Source organism: Bombella pollinis (assembly GCF_026385485.1).
GTDB lineage: Bacteria > Pseudomonadota > Alphaproteobacteria > Acetobacterales > Acetobacteraceae > Bombella > Bombella pollinis.
On sequence record NZ_JANIDX010000006.1, the window covers coordinates 194,082 to 209,849 of the forward strand.

18 protein-coding genes and 1 other RNA gene are annotated in these 15,768 nt (G+C 52.2%); 8 read left to right on the top strand and 11 right to left on the bottom strand.

The window, feature by feature from the left end; genetic code table 11:
* Window positions 1-163 precede the first annotated feature (163 nt).
* The 9 genes from NQF89_RS07580 to NQF89_RS07620 form a co-directional block, all read right to left on the bottom strand.
* Window positions 164-1,501 (bottom strand): NCS2 family permease, encoded by a 1,338-nt coding sequence (locus NQF89_RS07580; protein ID WP_266137890.1) that lies wholly within the window; start codon window positions 1,499-1,501, stop codon window positions 164-166.
* Between the two features lie 23 nt (window positions 1,502-1,524).
* Window positions 1,525-2,910, bottom strand: a complete 1,386-nt coding sequence (locus NQF89_RS07585) for a glycosyltransferase family 2 protein (RefSeq protein WP_266137891.1) — start codon at window positions 2,908-2,910, stop codon at window positions 1,525-1,527.
* Between the two features lie 3 nt (window positions 2,911-2,913).
* Window positions 2,914-4,716 carry a translation elongation factor 4 gene (gene lepA / locus NQF89_RS07590; RefSeq protein WP_099026745.1) on the bottom strand — a complete coding sequence of 601 codons (1,803 nt, stop codon included), beginning with the start codon at window positions 4,714-4,716 and terminating at the stop codon, window positions 2,914-2,916.
* A 51-nt stretch (window positions 4,717-4,767) separates the two neighbouring features.
* Entirely contained in the window at window positions 4,768-5,736 is a 969-nt protein-coding gene (locus NQF89_RS07595) for a peptidoglycan -binding protein (RefSeq protein ID WP_266137892.1), read from the bottom strand.
* Window positions 5,737-5,739: 3 nt separating this feature from the next.
* Entirely contained in the window at window positions 5,740-6,810 is a 1,071-nt protein-coding gene (locus NQF89_RS07600) for a MotA/TolQ/ExbB proton channel family protein (RefSeq protein WP_155579492.1), read from the bottom strand.
* The gene (locus NQF89_RS07605; RefSeq protein WP_196424614.1) at window positions 6,807-7,508 is read right to left on the bottom strand and encodes an OmpA family protein; all 702 of its coding nucleotides are present in this window, start codon (window positions 7,506-7,508) and stop codon (window positions 6,807-6,809) included. Before NQF89_RS07605 ends, NQF89_RS07600 begins: the two co-directional genes overlap by 4 nt.
* A 161-nt stretch (window positions 7,509-7,669) precedes the next feature.
* A complete protein-coding gene (locus NQF89_RS07610) occupies window positions 7,670-8,497 on the bottom strand; it encodes an inositol monophosphatase family protein (RefSeq protein ID WP_155573559.1) in 828 nt (275 codons plus the stop codon).
* A gap of 2 nt (window positions 8,498-8,499) precedes the next feature.
* The gene (gene efp, locus NQF89_RS07615) at window positions 8,500-9,066 is read right to left on the bottom strand and encodes an elongation factor P (RefSeq protein ID WP_099026740.1); all 567 of its coding nucleotides are present in this window, start codon (window positions 9,064-9,066) and stop codon (window positions 8,500-8,502) included.
* 80 nt (window positions 9,067-9,146) lie between these two features.
* Window positions 9,147-10,196: a lysine-2,3-aminomutase-like protein gene (locus NQF89_RS07620; protein WP_155573558.1), complete on the bottom strand. Its 1,050-nt coding sequence runs from the start codon at window positions 10,194-10,196 to the stop codon at window positions 9,147-9,149.
* Window positions 10,197-10,273: 77 nt separating this feature from the next.
* Between NQF89_RS07620 and epmA the strand changes: the two genes are divergently transcribed.
* Genes epmA through NQF89_RS07635 form a run of 3 tightly spaced genes read left to right on the top strand, consistent with a single transcriptional unit; the run spans window position 10,274 to window position 12,392 of the window.
* A complete protein-coding gene (gene epmA, locus NQF89_RS07625) occupies window positions 10,274-11,263 on the top strand; it encodes an EF-P lysine aminoacylase EpmA (protein ID WP_266137893.1) in 990 nt (329 codons plus the stop codon).
* Between the two features lie 47 nt (window positions 11,264-11,310).
* Window positions 11,311-11,694 carry a hypothetical protein gene (locus tag NQF89_RS07630; protein ID WP_155579487.1) on the top strand — a complete coding sequence of 128 codons (384 nt, stop codon included), beginning with the start codon at window positions 11,311-11,313 and terminating at the stop codon, window positions 11,692-11,694.
* A gap of 2 nt (window positions 11,695-11,696) precedes the next feature.
* Window positions 11,697-12,392, top strand: coding sequence for a hypothetical protein (locus tag NQF89_RS07635; RefSeq protein WP_155573557.1), 696 nt, complete (start codon window positions 11,697-11,699; stop codon window positions 12,390-12,392).
* Between the two features lie 18 nt (window positions 12,393-12,410).
* Here NQF89_RS07635 and NQF89_RS07640 read toward each other — a convergent pair whose 3' ends face one another.
* Complete coding sequence (locus NQF89_RS07640; protein WP_155573556.1) at window positions 12,411-12,989, bottom strand: thiamine phosphate synthase; 579 nt, start codon at window positions 12,987-12,989, stop codon at window positions 12,411-12,413.
* 20 nt (window positions 12,990-13,009) lie between these two features.
* Complete coding sequence (locus NQF89_RS07645) at window positions 13,010-13,375, bottom strand: hypothetical protein (RefSeq protein WP_155573555.1); 366 nt, start codon at window positions 13,373-13,375, stop codon at window positions 13,010-13,012.
* A 63-nt stretch (window positions 13,376-13,438) separates the two neighbouring features.
* On the opposite strand from NQF89_RS07645, the gene NQF89_RS07650 reads away from it, so the two are divergent.
* The 5 genes from NQF89_RS07650 (at window position 13,439) to NQF89_RS07670 (ending at window position 15,693) form a co-directional block, all read left to right on the top strand.
* Window positions 13,439-13,684 (top strand): hypothetical protein, encoded by a 246-nt coding sequence (locus NQF89_RS07650; protein ID WP_155573554.1) that lies wholly within the window; start codon window positions 13,439-13,441, stop codon window positions 13,682-13,684.
* A gap of 4 nt (window positions 13,685-13,688) precedes the next feature.
* Window positions 13,689-14,090 (top strand): cell division protein ZapA, encoded by a 402-nt coding sequence (locus NQF89_RS07655; RefSeq protein ID WP_155573553.1) that lies wholly within the window; start codon window positions 13,689-13,691, stop codon window positions 14,088-14,090.
* Between the two features lie 42 nt (window positions 14,091-14,132).
* Window positions 14,133-14,292: non-coding RNA, 6S RNA (gene ssrS / locus NQF89_RS07660), on the top strand.
* Between the two features lie 10 nt (window positions 14,293-14,302).
* Window positions 14,303-14,881: a 5-formyltetrahydrofolate cyclo-ligase gene (locus NQF89_RS07665; RefSeq protein WP_155579486.1), complete on the top strand. Its 579-nt coding sequence runs from the start codon at window positions 14,303-14,305 to the stop codon at window positions 14,879-14,881.
* Entirely contained in the window at window positions 14,878-15,693 is an 816-nt protein-coding gene (locus NQF89_RS07670) for a TIGR00282 family metallophosphoesterase (RefSeq protein WP_155579485.1), read from the top strand. Before NQF89_RS07665 ends, NQF89_RS07670 begins: the two co-directional genes overlap by 4 nt.
* Window positions 15,694-15,768: the final 75 nt, after the last annotated feature.

Here is a 15,768-nt window from a genome sequence, read left to right on the forward strand (position 1 = left end):
TTCAGAGCATGAAACTTATAGGCCATTACAGGGATATGGAGATTTTTTCCACCCCTGTTCCTCGTTGTTTAGCAAGATCACAGACTGTTTGATATATGCGGGCATGATAATGCGTGATGGGGGGGCTTTGGCAAGACTTAAGAGCGTTTTATTTTACGATAGGTTAAAAACGACCTTGCAAAACCATATAGCACAAGAACGCGCCATCCAGCCCCCAGATGATAGGTGGTAACGTACGAGCCTTCCCTTTTATAAGGGCCGTTGCGGTGTAAAGCAGCATCCCACAGGCTAAAGAGAGCATAAAATTACCCGTTACAACGGTGATAAGCAGCATACAAAGTGGTGGAAATGCGTCCTCCATGGCGGAGGGAAGGTCTCTTAAATGGCTCAACATCATGATGCCGACAAAAACAAGTACAGGGGCTGTGGCTATGGCAGGGATAGCGGTTAGGAGTGGCCAGAATACGCAAGAAGCAGCAAATAGAATAGCCACAATGAGCGCACTTAGACCTGTGCGTCCGCCAGCCTCAGCCCCTGTTAAGCTTTCCAAATAAGCAGAGACGGTGCAGGTCCCTAACAAGGCCCCTATAACGCTTGCCGCTCCATCAGCAGTAAAGGCGCGTGGGTCAAGATCTGGATGTTCTTTTGTGCCGGATAACCCGGCATGACGGGTGACAGTGAGCATTGTGCCCGTAGCATCAAAGAAATCACTCAGGAGGACATATAGTGTAATGGGTAGAACCAACCCTAAATGCTGGAAAAAATCTTTAAAATCAAAAGGAAAGAGAAGATGACGTGGGTAATGGGGCCAGTCTAATATATGGGGCGGTAAGTGGGTCAGTGTGCGCCCATCCATACCGGGGACGACCATCCCTATTAGGGTAAGACCTGCCATAGTAAGGAGTAACCCCGCCGGAATGCGTAATAATTGGAGGAGGAGGCAGAGTAAAATCCCCATTAAAGCGAGGATGACGGAAGGATGAGCAAGTGAGGCAAAGCTAAGCCCGCTGGGGGAAGGAATGGCTATACCGGCCTCAATTAAGCCAATTCGTGCAATAAAAGCTCCAATAGCGACTTGAATCCCCAATATAATACTGGTTGGAAAACTATGTATAATCGTCAGGCGTAATTTTGTGATGGATAAGAGCGTAAAGCACAGCCCACTAAAGAGAACAATGGTAAAGGCTGTAGCAGGATTAACATGCGCTTGTTGAACAATAACTTGCGCAAAGAGGACATTACTGCTCATAGCCGGAGCGAGGGCTAAGGGAAGTCGTGCCCATAGAGCCATGATGAGCGTCCCTGCCACAGCCCCCGCAATGGTTGTCATGACCATATCATGGCGAGCGAGCCCCGCCGCGGCGAGAACAGCCGGATTGACGGCCATAATATACGCCATAGAGCCAAAAATAGTTAGCCCGGCTATAATCTCCCGCGAGATGGTAGAGTGTCGCTGCGTGATGTGGAAAAAGCGATCAAGATGGGATCGTAACACAGGCATCACTCCAGCGCAGTAGGGTCAGGTTACGAGCGTGTCCCGTTATGGAAAAGCCGATACATTAATGGCGAGAACAGGCTGCGTGCCTCTTGCGCGGGAAGTTGAGCATAAATCGCCCCAATGACAGAAGGCGAGAGCCAGCGGCTATGATAAATGGCCGCTTTTAGCCCAGCGGCACTCATCCCATAAGCAAGGAAATGTTGGAAGGCGGAGTCTACCTTATCTGGCATGGGCGGTTGAGGCAGTGGTTTTAAGGTAAAGTGCTGAGAGGAATCCCCCAATAATGCCTGCCCGGTAGAGCGGAGTCGCAGCCTCATATTTTCGCCTTGTGGTGTTAGCTCTAAGGCTATGCACGCCAGCAATGAGGAGGGATGAAGGGCATGCGGTGCAGCAACAGGTATGTAAGGCAGAGGTGAGAGCGCATCTGCATAAAGCCATGCGATATTTGGGGTATCTAGATTTTGAAGCAGTTGTAGCGGTATGAGGTCAGTCTCGGTAAGGAGTTCTTCTTTGTTATAGAGCCGAATAATATGCTGCTTTGTATGGAGGGCTAGCACAGTCTCTCCACAGCATAGTTGAAAGCGGGCCAACATAGGCGGTGTTTTAGTTTTAGACGAAGGGTTGTGAGAGGCTTTTAGCTCGTCTTGATTTTGGAGGGCGTAGCACTCTCCCGCAATAAGACCCTGTATAAAGCGCGCTGCGATTGTCAGACTTTGTGAGAGATGTTGTTGCCCTTGAGGGAAACTATGTTCGTTGCGGTCAAAATAACGGCGGGTCTGAGGGGTGTGGCTATTGGCTGCGGCATCATGGAGGATGCGCGCTTTGGACCAATTCGGTGGGGTTTGTAACCGTGCAAAAGGATTAGGAAGTGTTTGATTAGCCGTGGGGCGGAAAAAATCCCGTGTAACACGATGGTCAGTAAAATTCTCCGCCGCATGGGTAGTAAAGAGCGCACGAGGATGTGGAATAGGGCCAGTTAAGGATTGGTTATGCCATTTTCCAAGCCCCATAATGCACCAATTTATAGGGATGGATGCGGTTTGAAGAAACGCCTCCGTCCCCATATGCTGTTCTATATCAGCAAAAAAGGCGGAGAGGGTGCTTTGAGTTGGTAGGAAATATTCATCAATCGCGAGGGGGAGCATCCAATCAAAATGTTCATGCTCGCGTTGAATAAGGCTGTTGAGCCCTGCCTCACGGCGGTGTAGCGCGTCAGTATCCTGCGCGTCTGTCTCTATAATGCGGATATCATAATGGCGTGCGGCTTGTGTGAGCAGTTCTCGGCTACCGTCGGTGGAATGGTCATCACATACTAAAAGGGCAGAAAAGCCTAATGCGAGGTGATGTGCCATCCACCAAGGAAGTCTATGCGCTTCATTATGGATGCAAAGGAGAGCGGCTGTGCGGGGCATGGGCTAATCCATCTTCAAAGCAGCGAGGAAGGCACTTTGTGGGATTTCGACCTTCCCGAATTGCCGCATACGTTTTTTCCCTTCCTTTTGCTTCTCTAATAATTTGCGCTTACGGGAAATATCACCGCCATAACATTTAGCCGTTACGTCTTTAGACAATGCCCCCAAAGTCTCACGCGCAATAACCTTGGAGCCAATAGAGGCTTGGATGGCGATTTTAAAGAGTTGGCGGGGGATGAGGTCCTTCAATTTCGCACAAATAGCGCGGCCACGGGATTCCGCCACTGTGCGATGGGCGATGAAGGAGAGCGCATCAACGGGCTCATGATTAACAAGGATGGAAATGCGGACGAGGTCGCTCTCCTCATACCCATCCATTTGATATTCAAAAGAGGCATAACCGCGTGTGAGGGACTTCAACCGGTCATAAAAATCAAACACTACCTCATTGAGCGGTAGACGATACACCGCCATGGCCCGGTCCCCCACATAGGTGAGGTCTATTTGCACACCGCGCCGCTCGGTACAGAGGGTGAGGACAGAGCCTAAATATTCATCCCGAACAAGAATAGAGGCTTTAATCCATGGCTCCTCAATATAATCAATCTTGCTGATTTCCGGCATATCAGCGGGGTTATGCAGCTCTTCGACAGAGCCATCATTCATGTGCATTTTATAAACAACAGAGGGGGCTGTTGCGATGAGGTCGAGATTAAACTCACGCGAGAGACGTTCTTGGATAATCTCCAAATGCAGCAAACCGAGGAACCCGCAACGGAAGCCAAACCCCAAAGCGGCCGAAGTCTCTGCCTCAAAATGGAAGGACGCATCATTAAGGCGCAACTTACCCAAGCTTGTGCGTAGTTTATCAAAATCATCCGCATCGACAGGGAAGAGCCCACACCATACAACGGGGATGGAGGGCTTAAAGCCGGGGAGAGCTTTCTCCGCCGGGCGATTATCGAGCGTGATGGTATCGCCGACATTACAATCTGCCACAGTCTTAATCGCGGCATTGATGTAGCCCATCTCCCCCGGCCCTAAGGAGTCCACAGGCTTCATTTTGGGGAGGAACACACCAACCTGGTCCACATGATAGGTGGCTCCCGTTTGCATCATGCGGATTTTATCGCCGCGTTTCAGCCGCCCTTCCTTAATCCGCACGAGGATAATCACACCGAGATAGCTATCATACCAACTATCTACCAATAGCCCTTGCAAAGGGGCTTCCGCATCGCCTTTAGGGGCAGGCAGACGTTGGACGAGGGCCTCCAAAACGCCCTCAATATTCAAGCCTGTTTTGGCACTAATCTCCACAGCATCATCAGCGGGGATGCCGACAACTTCCTCAATCTGGGCGCGCACACGCTCTGGCTCTGCCGCGGGGAGGTCAATCTTATTGAGGACGGGGACAATCTCATGGTTAGCATCAATGGCTTGATACACATTGGCGAGTGTTTGTGCCTCCACCCCTTGGGAGGCATCAACCACCAAAAGCGAGCCTTCACATGCCGCTAAAGAGCGGCTGACCTCATAAGCAAAATCCACATGACCGGGTGTGTCCATGAGGTTGAGGACGTAAACATTGCCATCCTTTGCCGGGTATGTCAGCCGGACGGTCTGGGCCTTGATGGTAATGCCACGCTCTTGCTCTAGCTCCATAGAATCAAGAACTTGGCCCTTCATCTCGCGTGCGGTAAGAGCCCCACATGCCTCAATAAGCCGGTCCGCCAAGGTAGATTTACCGTGGTCGATATGCGCGATGATGGAAAAATTACGAATGAGAGAAAGCGGTGTGTCGGTCATGACGCCCTAATTAGGTGATTTGGAGGCTTCTGTCAGCATTAAAGGGAGGGGTTAGCGGTCTGTGAGGCGGAACTCAATCCGGCGATTACGGGCTAGAGCTTCAGCACTGCTCCCATGGTCCAATGGTTGATAGTTAGAGAAAGCCGTTGCTGCGATATGGTGTGCGTCCACCCCGTTGAGGATTAAGGTTTTCACCACCGTAATAGCCCGTGCGGCAGAAAGCTCCCAATTACTGGTAGAGGTAGAATGAATTGGCTGGCGGTCAGCATGGCCATCCACGCGCAGAATCCACGGTATATCAGCAGGAATGGTTGCGGCGACCTCGCGGAATGTATGGGCAAGGGTCAGAATCTCCCGCCGCCCTGCTGGTGTCAGCTCAGCACTGCCACTAGGAAAGAGGACTTCAGAGCGAAAGACAAAACGGTCCCCCACAATCTCAATGCCCGGTTGGTTTTTAAGAAGATCACGCAATCGCCCAAAAAAGACTGACCGATAGCGTTGTAATTGGTTGACCTTATTCGCCAACGCAATATTGAGCTTCTGTCCTAAAGCGGCAAGCTGAGCATCTTTATCCGCCTCGTTCTTTTTCTCTATTTCCAACGCTGCCGCAATCGCTTGGAGCTGATGTGTCAACTCTGCCACTTGGGAGGAAAGAGCGGCAATACTGCCAAGCTGTGCTCCTTCTACAACATGAGAATGTTCCTCCATCGCAGTCAGCGCACGTTGTTTTTCATTCAATGTGGTATTGAGTGTTGCGATGAGCTGCTTTTGCTCTTGGCTCGTTTTATTGAGGGTTTGGACTTTCCCTTCACTAAGAGAGAGCATCTGGCTCAATTTAGTAAGGTCTTGGCGGAGGCTATCCAAACTACGCTCTTTTTGAGCAATCGTGGCGGAGAGGAACTCTTGCCCCAAAATAAAGACGAGCAAAACAAATGTGACGACCATCAATAACGAGGACAGAGCATCCACATAGCCCGGCCATGCGTTGATGGCACCAAGGTGACGTCTGCGGCGGGCCATGGCTTAATCTTCCCTACGCTGGGTGGAGCGCGTTTTATGATCCCGCTGGAATAAATGAGCAATATCGCTGCGCAGGCTGGTTAGTTTCTGCCCCATCTCTTGGACAAGATGTGTCATAGAGGGGTCTTCTGCATGATGTTGTTTGATGTTGTTGTTTAAGTTTTGCAATATGTGCAAAGTCGCCTGATTATTCTCATCAAGCTGGTAGAGCATCTCCTCTAAGGGGGCGAGAGGCTGGCGTGTTGGCTCGCGCAGATGGCGTAGCGTGGCGTTTAGCTCATCCAGCTTACGGAGGATAGCCACATTACCAGCACGGATAGCGTCCTCCGTTTGTGGGTCTTTCTGCGTGGCATTGGGTGTATTTTCGGCTGGTGTGTCCAGAAATGTCAGGTCAGCCAACCATTCCTCAATCTCATTAGCAAAACGGTTTTGCGCTTGGCCGGAGGTAAGATCCAAAAAGCCGAGAATTAACGATCCCGCTAATCCGAACATCGATGCTGAAAAGGCGGTGGACATCCCCATGAGAGGTTTGGTTAGGCCCATCTTGATATGATCGAACATACCTGCAAGGTCTGCCCCGCCAGAGGGCATAGCACTAATCACATCCGCTACAGAACGCACCGTGAGGATTAAGCCATAGAACGTCCCTAAAAGCCCCAGAAATACAAGAAGCTGCGTAATATAGCGGGAGATATCGCGCCCTTCATCCATGCGGGCCTCAAGGCTCTCCAACATCGCGCGGGTTGTGTGGGTAGAGAGGGTCAGCTTGGGGTTTTCCTCCCGCCGTGCGCGGAGCAAGCGTGCCATAGGGGCTAGAAGCAGTGGTGGTTCTGGCACACGCAGCCCCTCACGAGGCTGTTGGAGAATTGTAACCCAGCGAACCTCCGGGATAAGGCGCAAGGTGAGATGGAGGTTCCAAGCGATGCCTAAAAGGAGAATGGCGATAATGACCCCGTTTAGCCCCGGATTCACCATAAAAGCATGAATCAATATATCGCGCAGGGCGAAGACCACAGCGATAATGACGAGGAGAAAGACACAAATGCGAACAAGATAGCGGGTAGGATGCGTCATGGTTTTGGAGTTTTCTCATTAGAGGGCTGGTCGGCTGATAGAGGGGTCTCTACCGGAGGAGGGTTGCTCTCAGGGCGTATATCAAGCCGCTCGGTTGGGGCTGTATCATCTGCCGTAGGGCGACCTTGAGCAATAGGGTAGATTCGCGTTGTTGCGATGCCATTCTGCACAAGCAATCCACGAATCGCTAAAGCGCGGGAGAGAGCCAACCGGCGCGGCATGGAAATATCGTTGCCCGGCACATTGGCATAGCTATGCAGGATAAACCGTACCTCAGTTTTGGGAGCCATGCTCTGGGCATAATGACGGACAGCTTCAATCGTTTCCTCATTTAAATCTGCGCTATTAGGGTCGAATAACACGCGCAAGGCCCCACCCTGCAAAGGCTCTGTATGGCTATGGCTTGTGGCAGCAGGCACGACCGTTGCCGCAGGAACAGGCGGATGGAGTGCAACTGGGAAGGGGGGTGGCGTGATAACTGTAGGTGTTGGAGCTTTAGCGGGGATGTCTAATTTACGAGAATAGCCCGCTGGTGTAGGGGCTGGCGTTGCTTTTGCTTTTGCAGGCGGCTGGGAACTGGTTGTGTTTTGAGCATGCGCCACTTTGCGTTGTTTATGGCCAACCGGTGCATGATGAGATGAGGACACCGCTGCTGAGGGCAAAGCGTCCATATTGGTCGAAACTTGCGCCCACGCCATAGGGAAGCCCCTTCCTAAAAGGAGGAGTGCGCATAAGAGAACGGGAAGGAAAGCCAGCCTATTTATCATATCAACGCCATCTTATGCGGGGGAGCGGCATCCTGCAATCTTTATAGAGATGTAGAAGCAGAATACGCGCTCCTATATACAGCACGAGCGGGTTAGGATTGTGTAATAGCGTTATGGACCAATTCCCGCAGGGGTGCGTGGAAGTGTTGGTTCCCTGCCACAACATTCACATCATCATCAAGTGCACCGAGGTCACGCCCTTGGTCATCAGTTGCGTGGCCACCCGCTTCACGGACGAGTAAAAGCCCCGCCGCGCAGTCCCATGGCTTTAGTCCCAACTCCCAATAGCCCTCATAGCGGCCTGCGGCGAGCCAAGCGAGGTCCAACGCCGCGGCCCCACAACGGCGGATGCCCGCTACCTTTGGCATAAGGCTGCTCAGAACACGGCCAAAAGGCAACCGATGATGAGCAGGGACTTTGGCAAAGGGAATCCCCGTAGCGAACACAGCCTCAGCCAGTTTGCGCCGCGCAGAGACACGGATGCGCCGCTCATTGAGATACGCCCCAATGCCTTTTTCCGCCCAGAACATCTCATGAGAGGCCGGGTTATAGACCACAGCAGCCACAAGCTCGACCTCCCCATTGGGATGGCGGCGTTGCAGTGCGATGGAAATCGCCCAATGCGGAATCCCGTGGAGGAAGTTTGTCGTCCCATCTAACGGGTCAACAATCCAACGCCATGTCCAGTTCTCACCACCTGAGGCCCCGCTTTCTTCCATGAGGAAGGCATAGCCGGGGCGAGCGCGGGCCAGCTCTTCACGGATGGTCTTTTCAGCGCGCATATCGGCTTGGGAGACAAAGTCCCCCGGCCCTTTAATGCTAACCTGAAGTTGTTCAACCTCGGTGAAGTCACGCAGGAGAGAACGCGCAGCTTTTTGTGCAGCATTCTGCATGACGGCCATATGGGGAGAGAGGCGCATGATTAGTCCTTGGCACGCTCAACGTAAGTGGCATCTTCTGTACGCACAACAATGCGCTCACCCGCTTCGATGAAAGGCGGAACCATGACCTTCACACCGTTGGAGAGCATAGCCGGCTTGTAGGAGGAGCTTGCCGTCTGGCCTTTTACAACAGGGTCAGCCTCGGCAATTTCCAACGTGACTTGCGGCGGAAGTGTTACAGCCACCGGGTCGCCTTCTACCAGCTTGACGCTGATGGTCATGTTATCTTGCAAGAAGGGAAGCTGGTCACCCAAAATATCCTTTGGCAGCATGGTTTGCTCAAAGGTCTCTGGGTCCATCAGGACGATGTTATCGCCATCCATGTAGGAATAGATGTAGTCGTTATCTTCTGTAATCAGACGCTCGACTGTATCAGCGGTGCGCCAACGTTCGTTGCTCTTATTGCCACTGGCAAGGTCGCGCATCTCAACCTGAATAAAGGCACCACCTTTACCCGGTGTTAGAATCTGCTGTTTAAGGACGGTCCAACGGCGGCCATTATGTTCAATGACCTGCCCGGCCCGGATGAGGTTGGCTTGCTGTTTCATGTCAGCTCCTGATGTGCATGCAAAAGATCAAGTCGTGTCGTGATGACTTCTAGCCGTGCCGATGGGGCGGGGCAAGGGTTTTAGGTGAAGGGATATTGTTTTCCATCCACCCCACGTGCATGAGGGTGATGGTCTGGGGCAGTGGGGATGAGGTAATCCGGCCCTAAGGGAACCTTCCCTTTTCCTCCGGGAATATCCACAACATAAGTCGGCCATACTAACCCAGAGACGCGCCCCCTGAGTCGTTCAAGCAAAGCGCGTCCTTCCTCAACAGGGACATGGAAATGGGCCGTACCGGGGGCAGAATCGAGATGATGCAGATAATAAGGCTTTACACGCGCAGCAATTAAGGCCCGGAGCAATCCTTCTAAAGCCTCTTCAGTATCATTCACCCCACGCAGCAAAACCGATTGGGATAGTACAGGGATGGCCCGCCCTAATATGTGCCGAATAGCGTGGCGAGCTTGCTTTGTTATCTCACGTTCATGATTAGCATGGATGACTACCCATAAAGCGCGGTCTGTCTCTAACGCATCCAACAAAGCGGGAGTAATACGCTCCGGCGCGGCTACGGGAACACGGCTATGGAGCCGTATAATCTCTATATGCTTGATGTTAGAAAGCCGCTGAATAATATGCGTCATCCGGCGCGGAGAGAGCATGAGCGGGTCCCCCCCGGTAAGGATGATTTCACGAATGGCAGGATGTTCCTCAATCCAGCGGAACGCCGCTTCTAACTCGGAATCGCTTAACAACCCACCATCGGGGCCAACATGCTCCCGTCGGAAGCAGAAGCGACAATAAAGAGGGCAAATGAGCAAAGGCTTGAGCAACGCTCGGTCCTCATAACGGTGCACAATACCCGGCACGGGGGAGAGGGCATCATCCCCAATCGGGTCAGCTTGCTCATGAGGCTGGGTTTGCAATTCCCGCTTATCGGGGATGACTTGCCGAGCAATCGGGTCATCAGGGCCTTGGATGAGCTGTTGGAATGCAGGAGGAATCGCTGTTGCATAATGATGCGCCACAGCTTCCAGCCCCTCTTTTTGGGCAGCTGTAATTAAGCCTGCTTCTAGCAAAGCATGTGGGCTGCGGAGTGTTTTATCTGAGGGGGTGGTAGGGTCAGGCATAATGTTGCTCTAGCGAAGGCGGATGGATTCCGGCAAGATGGGAGCAAGGCAATCATCTCATAATAAGAGGGGGCATCATGGGGCAAAGCACTGCCCAGATTAGAGAGCGTCTGCCCTTTTTACAGCGGCGGTCCCAGATGGTTCGTGCTGTTCGTGCCTTTTTTGAGGGACGCGGCTATTGGGAGGTGGAAACCCCTTATCTTGTCCCAACGCCGGGGGAGGAGGTGCATCTACGCTGTTTCCGCAGCTTGTTGGAGCATCCAGATAGCACAGCGGAGTCACGCTACCTTCACACGAGTCCCGAATTCGCGATGAAACGCCTTGTCGCTGCCACGGGGCAGCCTTTGTTTCAGCTTGCGCGTGTGTGGCGCAATGGGGAGCGCAGTGCCACGCATATGCCGGAGTTTACCATGCTAGAATGGTATCATCCCGGGGCGGGCTTATCGGCTTTGATGGATGAAACAGAGCAGCTCTTACGTGCAGTTTTGCCGCCCCATCTTCCCTATAAAGATGGGGTGTTAGACCTCACCCAGCCTTTTGAGCGTCTCACCATGCAGGAGGCTTTTGCCCGTTATGTGGGGGTGGATGTGTTAGCCACGGCTGATGATGCTGCCCATTTAGCGCATGATGCTGGCGTGACGTTACGAGAGGGTGAAACGTGGGAGGATCTTTTCTTCCGCCTTTTGTTAGAAAGAATCGAGCCTGTTATTGGGCGGGAGCGGCCTACCTTCCTAACCCATTGGCCTATTGCACAAGCCGCCCTTGCTAAGCGGGACGCGGCAGACCCACGCGTGGCTTTGCGCTTTGAGCTTTATGCTGGTGGGATGGAATTAGCCAATGCGTTTGAGGAATTAACCGACCCTCACGAACAACGAGCGCGTTTTGAAGCCGACCGCACGCGGCGTTTAGCCCTTACGCCAGAGCAAGATTGGCCGTTAGATGAGGCTTTCCTTGCGGCCCTTGCTGATATGCCGCCGACATCAGGCATCGCCTTAGGGTTTGACCGGCTCGTGATGTTGGCAACCGGGGCCCCTCGTCTTGAGACGATTCTTTGGCTAAGCTGTTAAGTAATGCATGTTATGTGATGATGATTATGTGATGGGTAGGGGGCATTATGAAGCCTTATAGGGGGATGTTGGTTATTTTAGGGGCAGGGCTTTTATTGGCCGCCTGTAGTACCCCTGAGATTCAGCGGCCAAAAGTGTTGAATGCTATGATTGGGCAAAGCTCGGTTGATGTGATTCGCCGTTTTGGCGTGCCAAGCCGTGGCTACCAAACACAGGGCCATAATTTCTTATCTTATATCGAGACAACAACCCAATATTCCCCCGGTACAGGCGGTTGGGATTGGGGCTGGGGTGGCGGCTATGGGTACGGCTATGGCGGCTGGGGTGGTGTGGAAATCCCCCCCAGCTATTATAGCAGCAGTTGCCAGACCACCTTCGAGCTTGTGTCTGATCAGGTTGTGGGGTGGAAAATGCATGGGGGTGGATGTTGAGCATGCGCCGGATTCTACGGTGTAAAACACCGTTATTGATTGGCTCTTTTGTAGCATTATGCGCTGTAGCAGGCTGTAGCGATAAGCCCGACCGCCAAGACCCGTTGGATGTCTCAGCCTCTACACATGGGACCTTCCTGCCAGAGGCGGAGAGCATCCATGAGCGATATAAACCTGCTGGCCCTGATGAGCCACCTAACCCAGTTAGTGCGTATCATGTCCCGCCAGTCATGTCGTATGAGGATCGCCCATTGAGCGATAATATAGCCAGCGCGATTGAGCTTGCCGATTATGCAGTTGTAACACAGCGGGCAGGTTATTGGCAGTATTTGGAGGGAGAGGATAATTATACGGTTCTTGCTATCCCTAATAAGCCGTTTGAGGCCTATTACCGCGTTCAAGTCGCTCCTCTTGCAGAGGGTCCACGCCATACTTATGTTCGCGAGCTGATTGGCCAGACAATCATTAAAGGGTCGTGGGATGTCAAGAAAATCCGCCGCCGGGCTGCTCGATCACAGGATGGAACAGTGCGCGTTAAAACCCTCTCGGGCCCGGATTATGACCTGCTCTTTAAGCCCTTGCCTGATGGGCGTATTCAAGTCATTGGGCGTAATGGTTCTGCGATGTTGAAGGGGAGCGAATATAAGCAAGCGAACGGCATGTTGCTTGTGATTGATTCAGTATTGCCGCATCGGTGAGGGAGTGGGAGGCTCTTTTTAAGAGAGAGCCTCTTTTATCTCGACAAAACGGGTGGTGATGTCCTCTGCATTATGCAGTGGAATTGCTAGAAAATCCGCTCCTGCTTTGGCCGCTGCTGCCCCGTCCTCCACGGCTGTAATATGCTCTGCTACAATGGGGAGTTCCGCAAAGAGGCTCCATTGCGTAATGGCTGTTAGGGCCGTAGCGGGGAGGCTGATATAATCTGCACCTTGCTCCCCAGCACTCATTGCATCATCTAATGTGAGGCATGAACATCCTAATTGCAAGTTTTTGGGTTTATCCTTGCGATTAATAAGGGTCTTTACCTCTGCAGGACGGGAGAGATGCAGCCCATCAATCTCTGTAAGGGGAATATCGCAAAGTAATCCAAGGTCAGATGGTGCAAGGATGAGAGCTACATTATAGCTCCACACCATTTGACGAAGGGAGTCTAACAGGCTGTGTTTTAAGGTTCTATCAAAACATAAACGCAAAGCCGTTACGCTCTCCATTTCTAAAATAGGAGGCAGCCGGTCTTGAAGCTCCGTCAATAGTTGGAGCGAGGGCAATATGGGGTAGAGGTCAGGTGCGGTCATAATAGATTAGATGTGACAGATTATAGCGTATTTTGCCAGTGCTGCATTACAGATGGCCGGATAGAGGCAAGCCGTCCTTCCATTGCTTTGGGGATAGTGGCGCGAAAGTCCCGGCAGATAACGCCATCTATGCCGCGATGTAAGGCCTCTAAGGCCAAGGCGGCGTTGGCTCCACAATCTAAGATGGAGGGGTGTTCTATGTCGGTGATAAGCTGCAACCACCAAGGCAATCCCAAACTCGCCCCGGCATAGGCTGGGGAGAGGATGGTAAAAGGGCGCGAACCACGTTGATGGCATATCTCTAGCAAGAGAGGACGCGTGCCGATTGTGAGAAAGGGACGTGGAAAAGCAGCAAAGATGCTTGACGTGCTGTGAGGATCAGTCATGTTATTCTCACATGGAAGGCGATTATATCTTTAAAAGCCATACTTACAAGGGGGAGCGTATCAGTGTCAGAGGAGACTTTACCAGCCATTATGCAGAAAAATCCTGACCTTGAACAGCTGGAGATGGCGTTAGTTCAGCTTGGCTTCGCCTTGGAGCAGCAGGAAATCCAAGCCGAGGCAGAACGCACACGGCAGGAGGAGAAATGCGGCATGCTATTAAAGCGGATTGAGCGTCTGGAAGCCCAACTGCGTGCAGTCCTCGCAGCTGATAACCTACCTCATCCTATGGGTGCGCAAGAGAAGGAGTAACATTATGGCCCAAGTAACACTTTCAGTAGGGGGTGTAAGCTATATCGTTGGCTGTCAGGATGGGGAGGAGGGCCATCTTAAAACCCTCGCCGCATCAATCAGCCAACGGTTGGAGGATGTGCGTAAGACCTTGGCACCGCGTGGGGATAAGGAAGCTCTTTTTCTCGTTTCTTTATTACTGGCAGATGAGCTTTATGAGGCACAAGGTAAGCGCATGACCGCGGAGGAAAAAGCTGCTCTTGCGCGCAGCCAGCAGTTAGAAGCAGCTCATCGGCATATGTCAGACCGATTGGCCGATGCTGCCGCTACAGCAAGTAATTTGCTCCAACGGGTAGAGGGGCATCTTAAAACATCCTCACAAGAGAGCATAACTGCTGCTACAACAACGGCTAATCCTCACAGCTAAGGTGCGCCCTTGTTATCTCGGCTCAGGAGTGCAATATGGGGGACGAAGCTGCCTAGCGCGTCAGGCACGATCAACCTCTGGGCCGATAAGCACTTCCAAGGGAACTGGCTCTGTCGTGGCTGTGGTCACGTTATTACCGGTGCCCACCTGCCCTAGCAGGTCCGGGAGGGCTGATGAGACCAACGGCTAAGGTGGCTTCACGGAACAAGCTTATGCCCGATAGCATTACATCTTCCGCACAAAAACAGCGTATTCGGCAGGCCTGCCTTGCCGATAGACCATTTGTCACACCACGGCAAAATCGGCAGCTTATCGCGCGTCTTGCAGTGCTTTTGCAGTCTATAAAACCAAACATAGTGGCTGCCGTATGGCCTTTACCCGAGGAGGTGGATTTACGCCCCCTTTGTAAACAGCTTGCGCGCGCGGGGTATCAGGTCGCCCTCCCACACACCCCTCCTAAAGGGCAGCCTCTTATATTCCGCTGTTGGACAGAAACAACGCGCATGAGGCGAGGCCGTTTTGGCACGTCCTTTCCCACAGGGCGGCGATGTAAGCCGGATGTCATACTCGTTCCGCTTGTCGCTTTTGATAGAGCAGGGGGGCGGCTTGGTTATGGCGGCGGTTATTATGACCGCACCTTACCGCTCTACCCGCAAGCGCGCTTGATAGGGTACGGTCTTTCTCAACAAGAGCAAGCGCACATTCCGATGGATGAGCATGATCAGCCCCTCCCCATGATCGTAACAGACTCTGAAATCATCCAGACAGCCAGCATGAAGGACATGTTTTGAGACTTTTATTTTTAGGCGATATTGTTGGTCGTAGTGGGCGTGATGCTGTCCTAGCTGGTTTGAAGGATTGGCGAGAGCAGCTATCTCTTGATGCCGTAATTGCGAATGCTGAAAATGCCTCCCACGGCTTTGGGCTATCCCCCCAAATTGCGCGTGACCTTCTGGATGGCGGCGTTGATGTCATCACATTAGGCAATCATGCGTGGGACCGTAAGGATTTAATCGGTCAATTAGACCAGCTTCCCACAGTTGTGCGCCCTGCAAATTATCCAGAGGGTACACCGGGGCAGGGTGGTTGCGTGTTAACTCTGCCATGTGGACGGAAGGTTTTGGTCATTAACGTAATGGGGCGCATTTTTATGGATGCGCTGGATGATCCCTTCCGCGCTGTAGATGCGATTCTCGCACGTCATCGCCTTGGCGGAACCATTCATGCTGCCATTTTGGATGTTCATGCCGAAACAACAAGCGAGAAGATGGTCTTTGGTCACCATTATGATGGCCGATTCTCCTTGATAGTAGGAACGCACACACATATTCCCACCGCCGATCATCGTATTTTAAAAGGTGGCACGGCCTATCAAACTGATGCAGGCATGTGCGGGGATTATGACAGCGTCATCGGGATGGAAAAAGAAAATGCCATCCGTAAAATGTTGAAGAAAGTCCCAACAGACCGCTTTCAACCAGCCACTGGCAAAGCCACAGTTGCCGGATTAATGGTTGAAACGGACGACCAAACCGGCCTTGCTATCAGGGTTTGTCCCTTCCGTCATGGCGGTGAACTGCTCCCTTCCACACCTGATTTTTAATTTTTTTGTAGTTTTCCTATTTTTTGGGGTTGCGTGGGTTTTGTGGTGTGGGTATAAGGCCATTCACCGGCGGCA

Coding starts and splice junctions, on each gene's coding strand:
- NQF89_RS07580 (WP_266137890.1), bottom strand. CDS start 1,501: ATGCCTGTGTTACGATCCCATCTTGATCGCTTTTTCCACATCACGCAG.
- NQF89_RS07585 (WP_266137891.1), bottom strand. CDS start 2,910: ATGCCCCGCACAGCCGCTCTCCTTTGCATCCATAATGAAGCGCATAGA.
- lepA (WP_099026745.1), bottom strand. CDS start 4,716: ATGACCGACACACCGCTTTCTCTCATTCGTAATTTTTCCATCATCGCG.
- NQF89_RS07595 (WP_266137892.1), bottom strand. CDS start 5,736: ATGGCCCGCCGCAGACGTCACCTTGGTGCCATCAACGCATGGCCGGGC.
- NQF89_RS07600 (WP_155579492.1), bottom strand. CDS start 6,810: ATGACGCATCCTACCCGCTATCTTGTTCGCATTTGTGTCTTTCTCCTC.
- NQF89_RS07605 (WP_196424614.1), bottom strand. CDS start 7,508: ATGGCGTGGGCGCAAGTTTCGACCAATATGGACGCTTTGCCCTCAGCA.
- NQF89_RS07610 (WP_155573559.1), bottom strand. CDS start 8,497: ATGCGCCTCTCTCCCCATATGGCCGTCATGCAGAATGCTGCACAAAAA.
- efp (WP_099026740.1), bottom strand. CDS start 9,066: ATGAAACAGCAAGCCAACCTCATCCGGGCCGGGCAGGTCATTGAACAT.
- NQF89_RS07620 (WP_155573558.1), bottom strand. CDS start 10,196: ATGCCTGACCCTACCACCCCCTCAGATAAAACACTCCGCAGCCCACAT.
- epmA (WP_266137893.1), top strand. CDS start 10,274: ATGGGGCAAAGCACTGCCCAGATTAGAGAGCGTCTGCCCTTTTTACAG.
- NQF89_RS07630 (WP_155579487.1), top strand. CDS start 11,311: ATGAAGCCTTATAGGGGGATGTTGGTTATTTTAGGGGCAGGGCTTTTA.
- NQF89_RS07635 (WP_155573557.1), top strand. CDS start 11,697: ATGCGCCGGATTCTACGGTGTAAAACACCGTTATTGATTGGCTCTTTT.
- NQF89_RS07640 (WP_155573556.1), bottom strand. CDS start 12,989: ATGACCGCACCTGACCTCTACCCCATATTGCCCTCGCTCCAACTATTG.
- NQF89_RS07645 (WP_155573555.1), bottom strand. CDS start 13,375: ATGACTGATCCTCACAGCACGTCAAGCATCTTTGCTGCTTTTCCACGT.
- NQF89_RS07655 (WP_155573553.1), top strand. CDS start 13,689: ATGGCCCAAGTAACACTTTCAGTAGGGGGTGTAAGCTATATCGTTGGC.
- NQF89_RS07665 (WP_155579486.1), top strand. CDS start 14,303: ATGCCCGATAGCATTACATCTTCCGCACAAAAACAGCGTATTCGGCAG.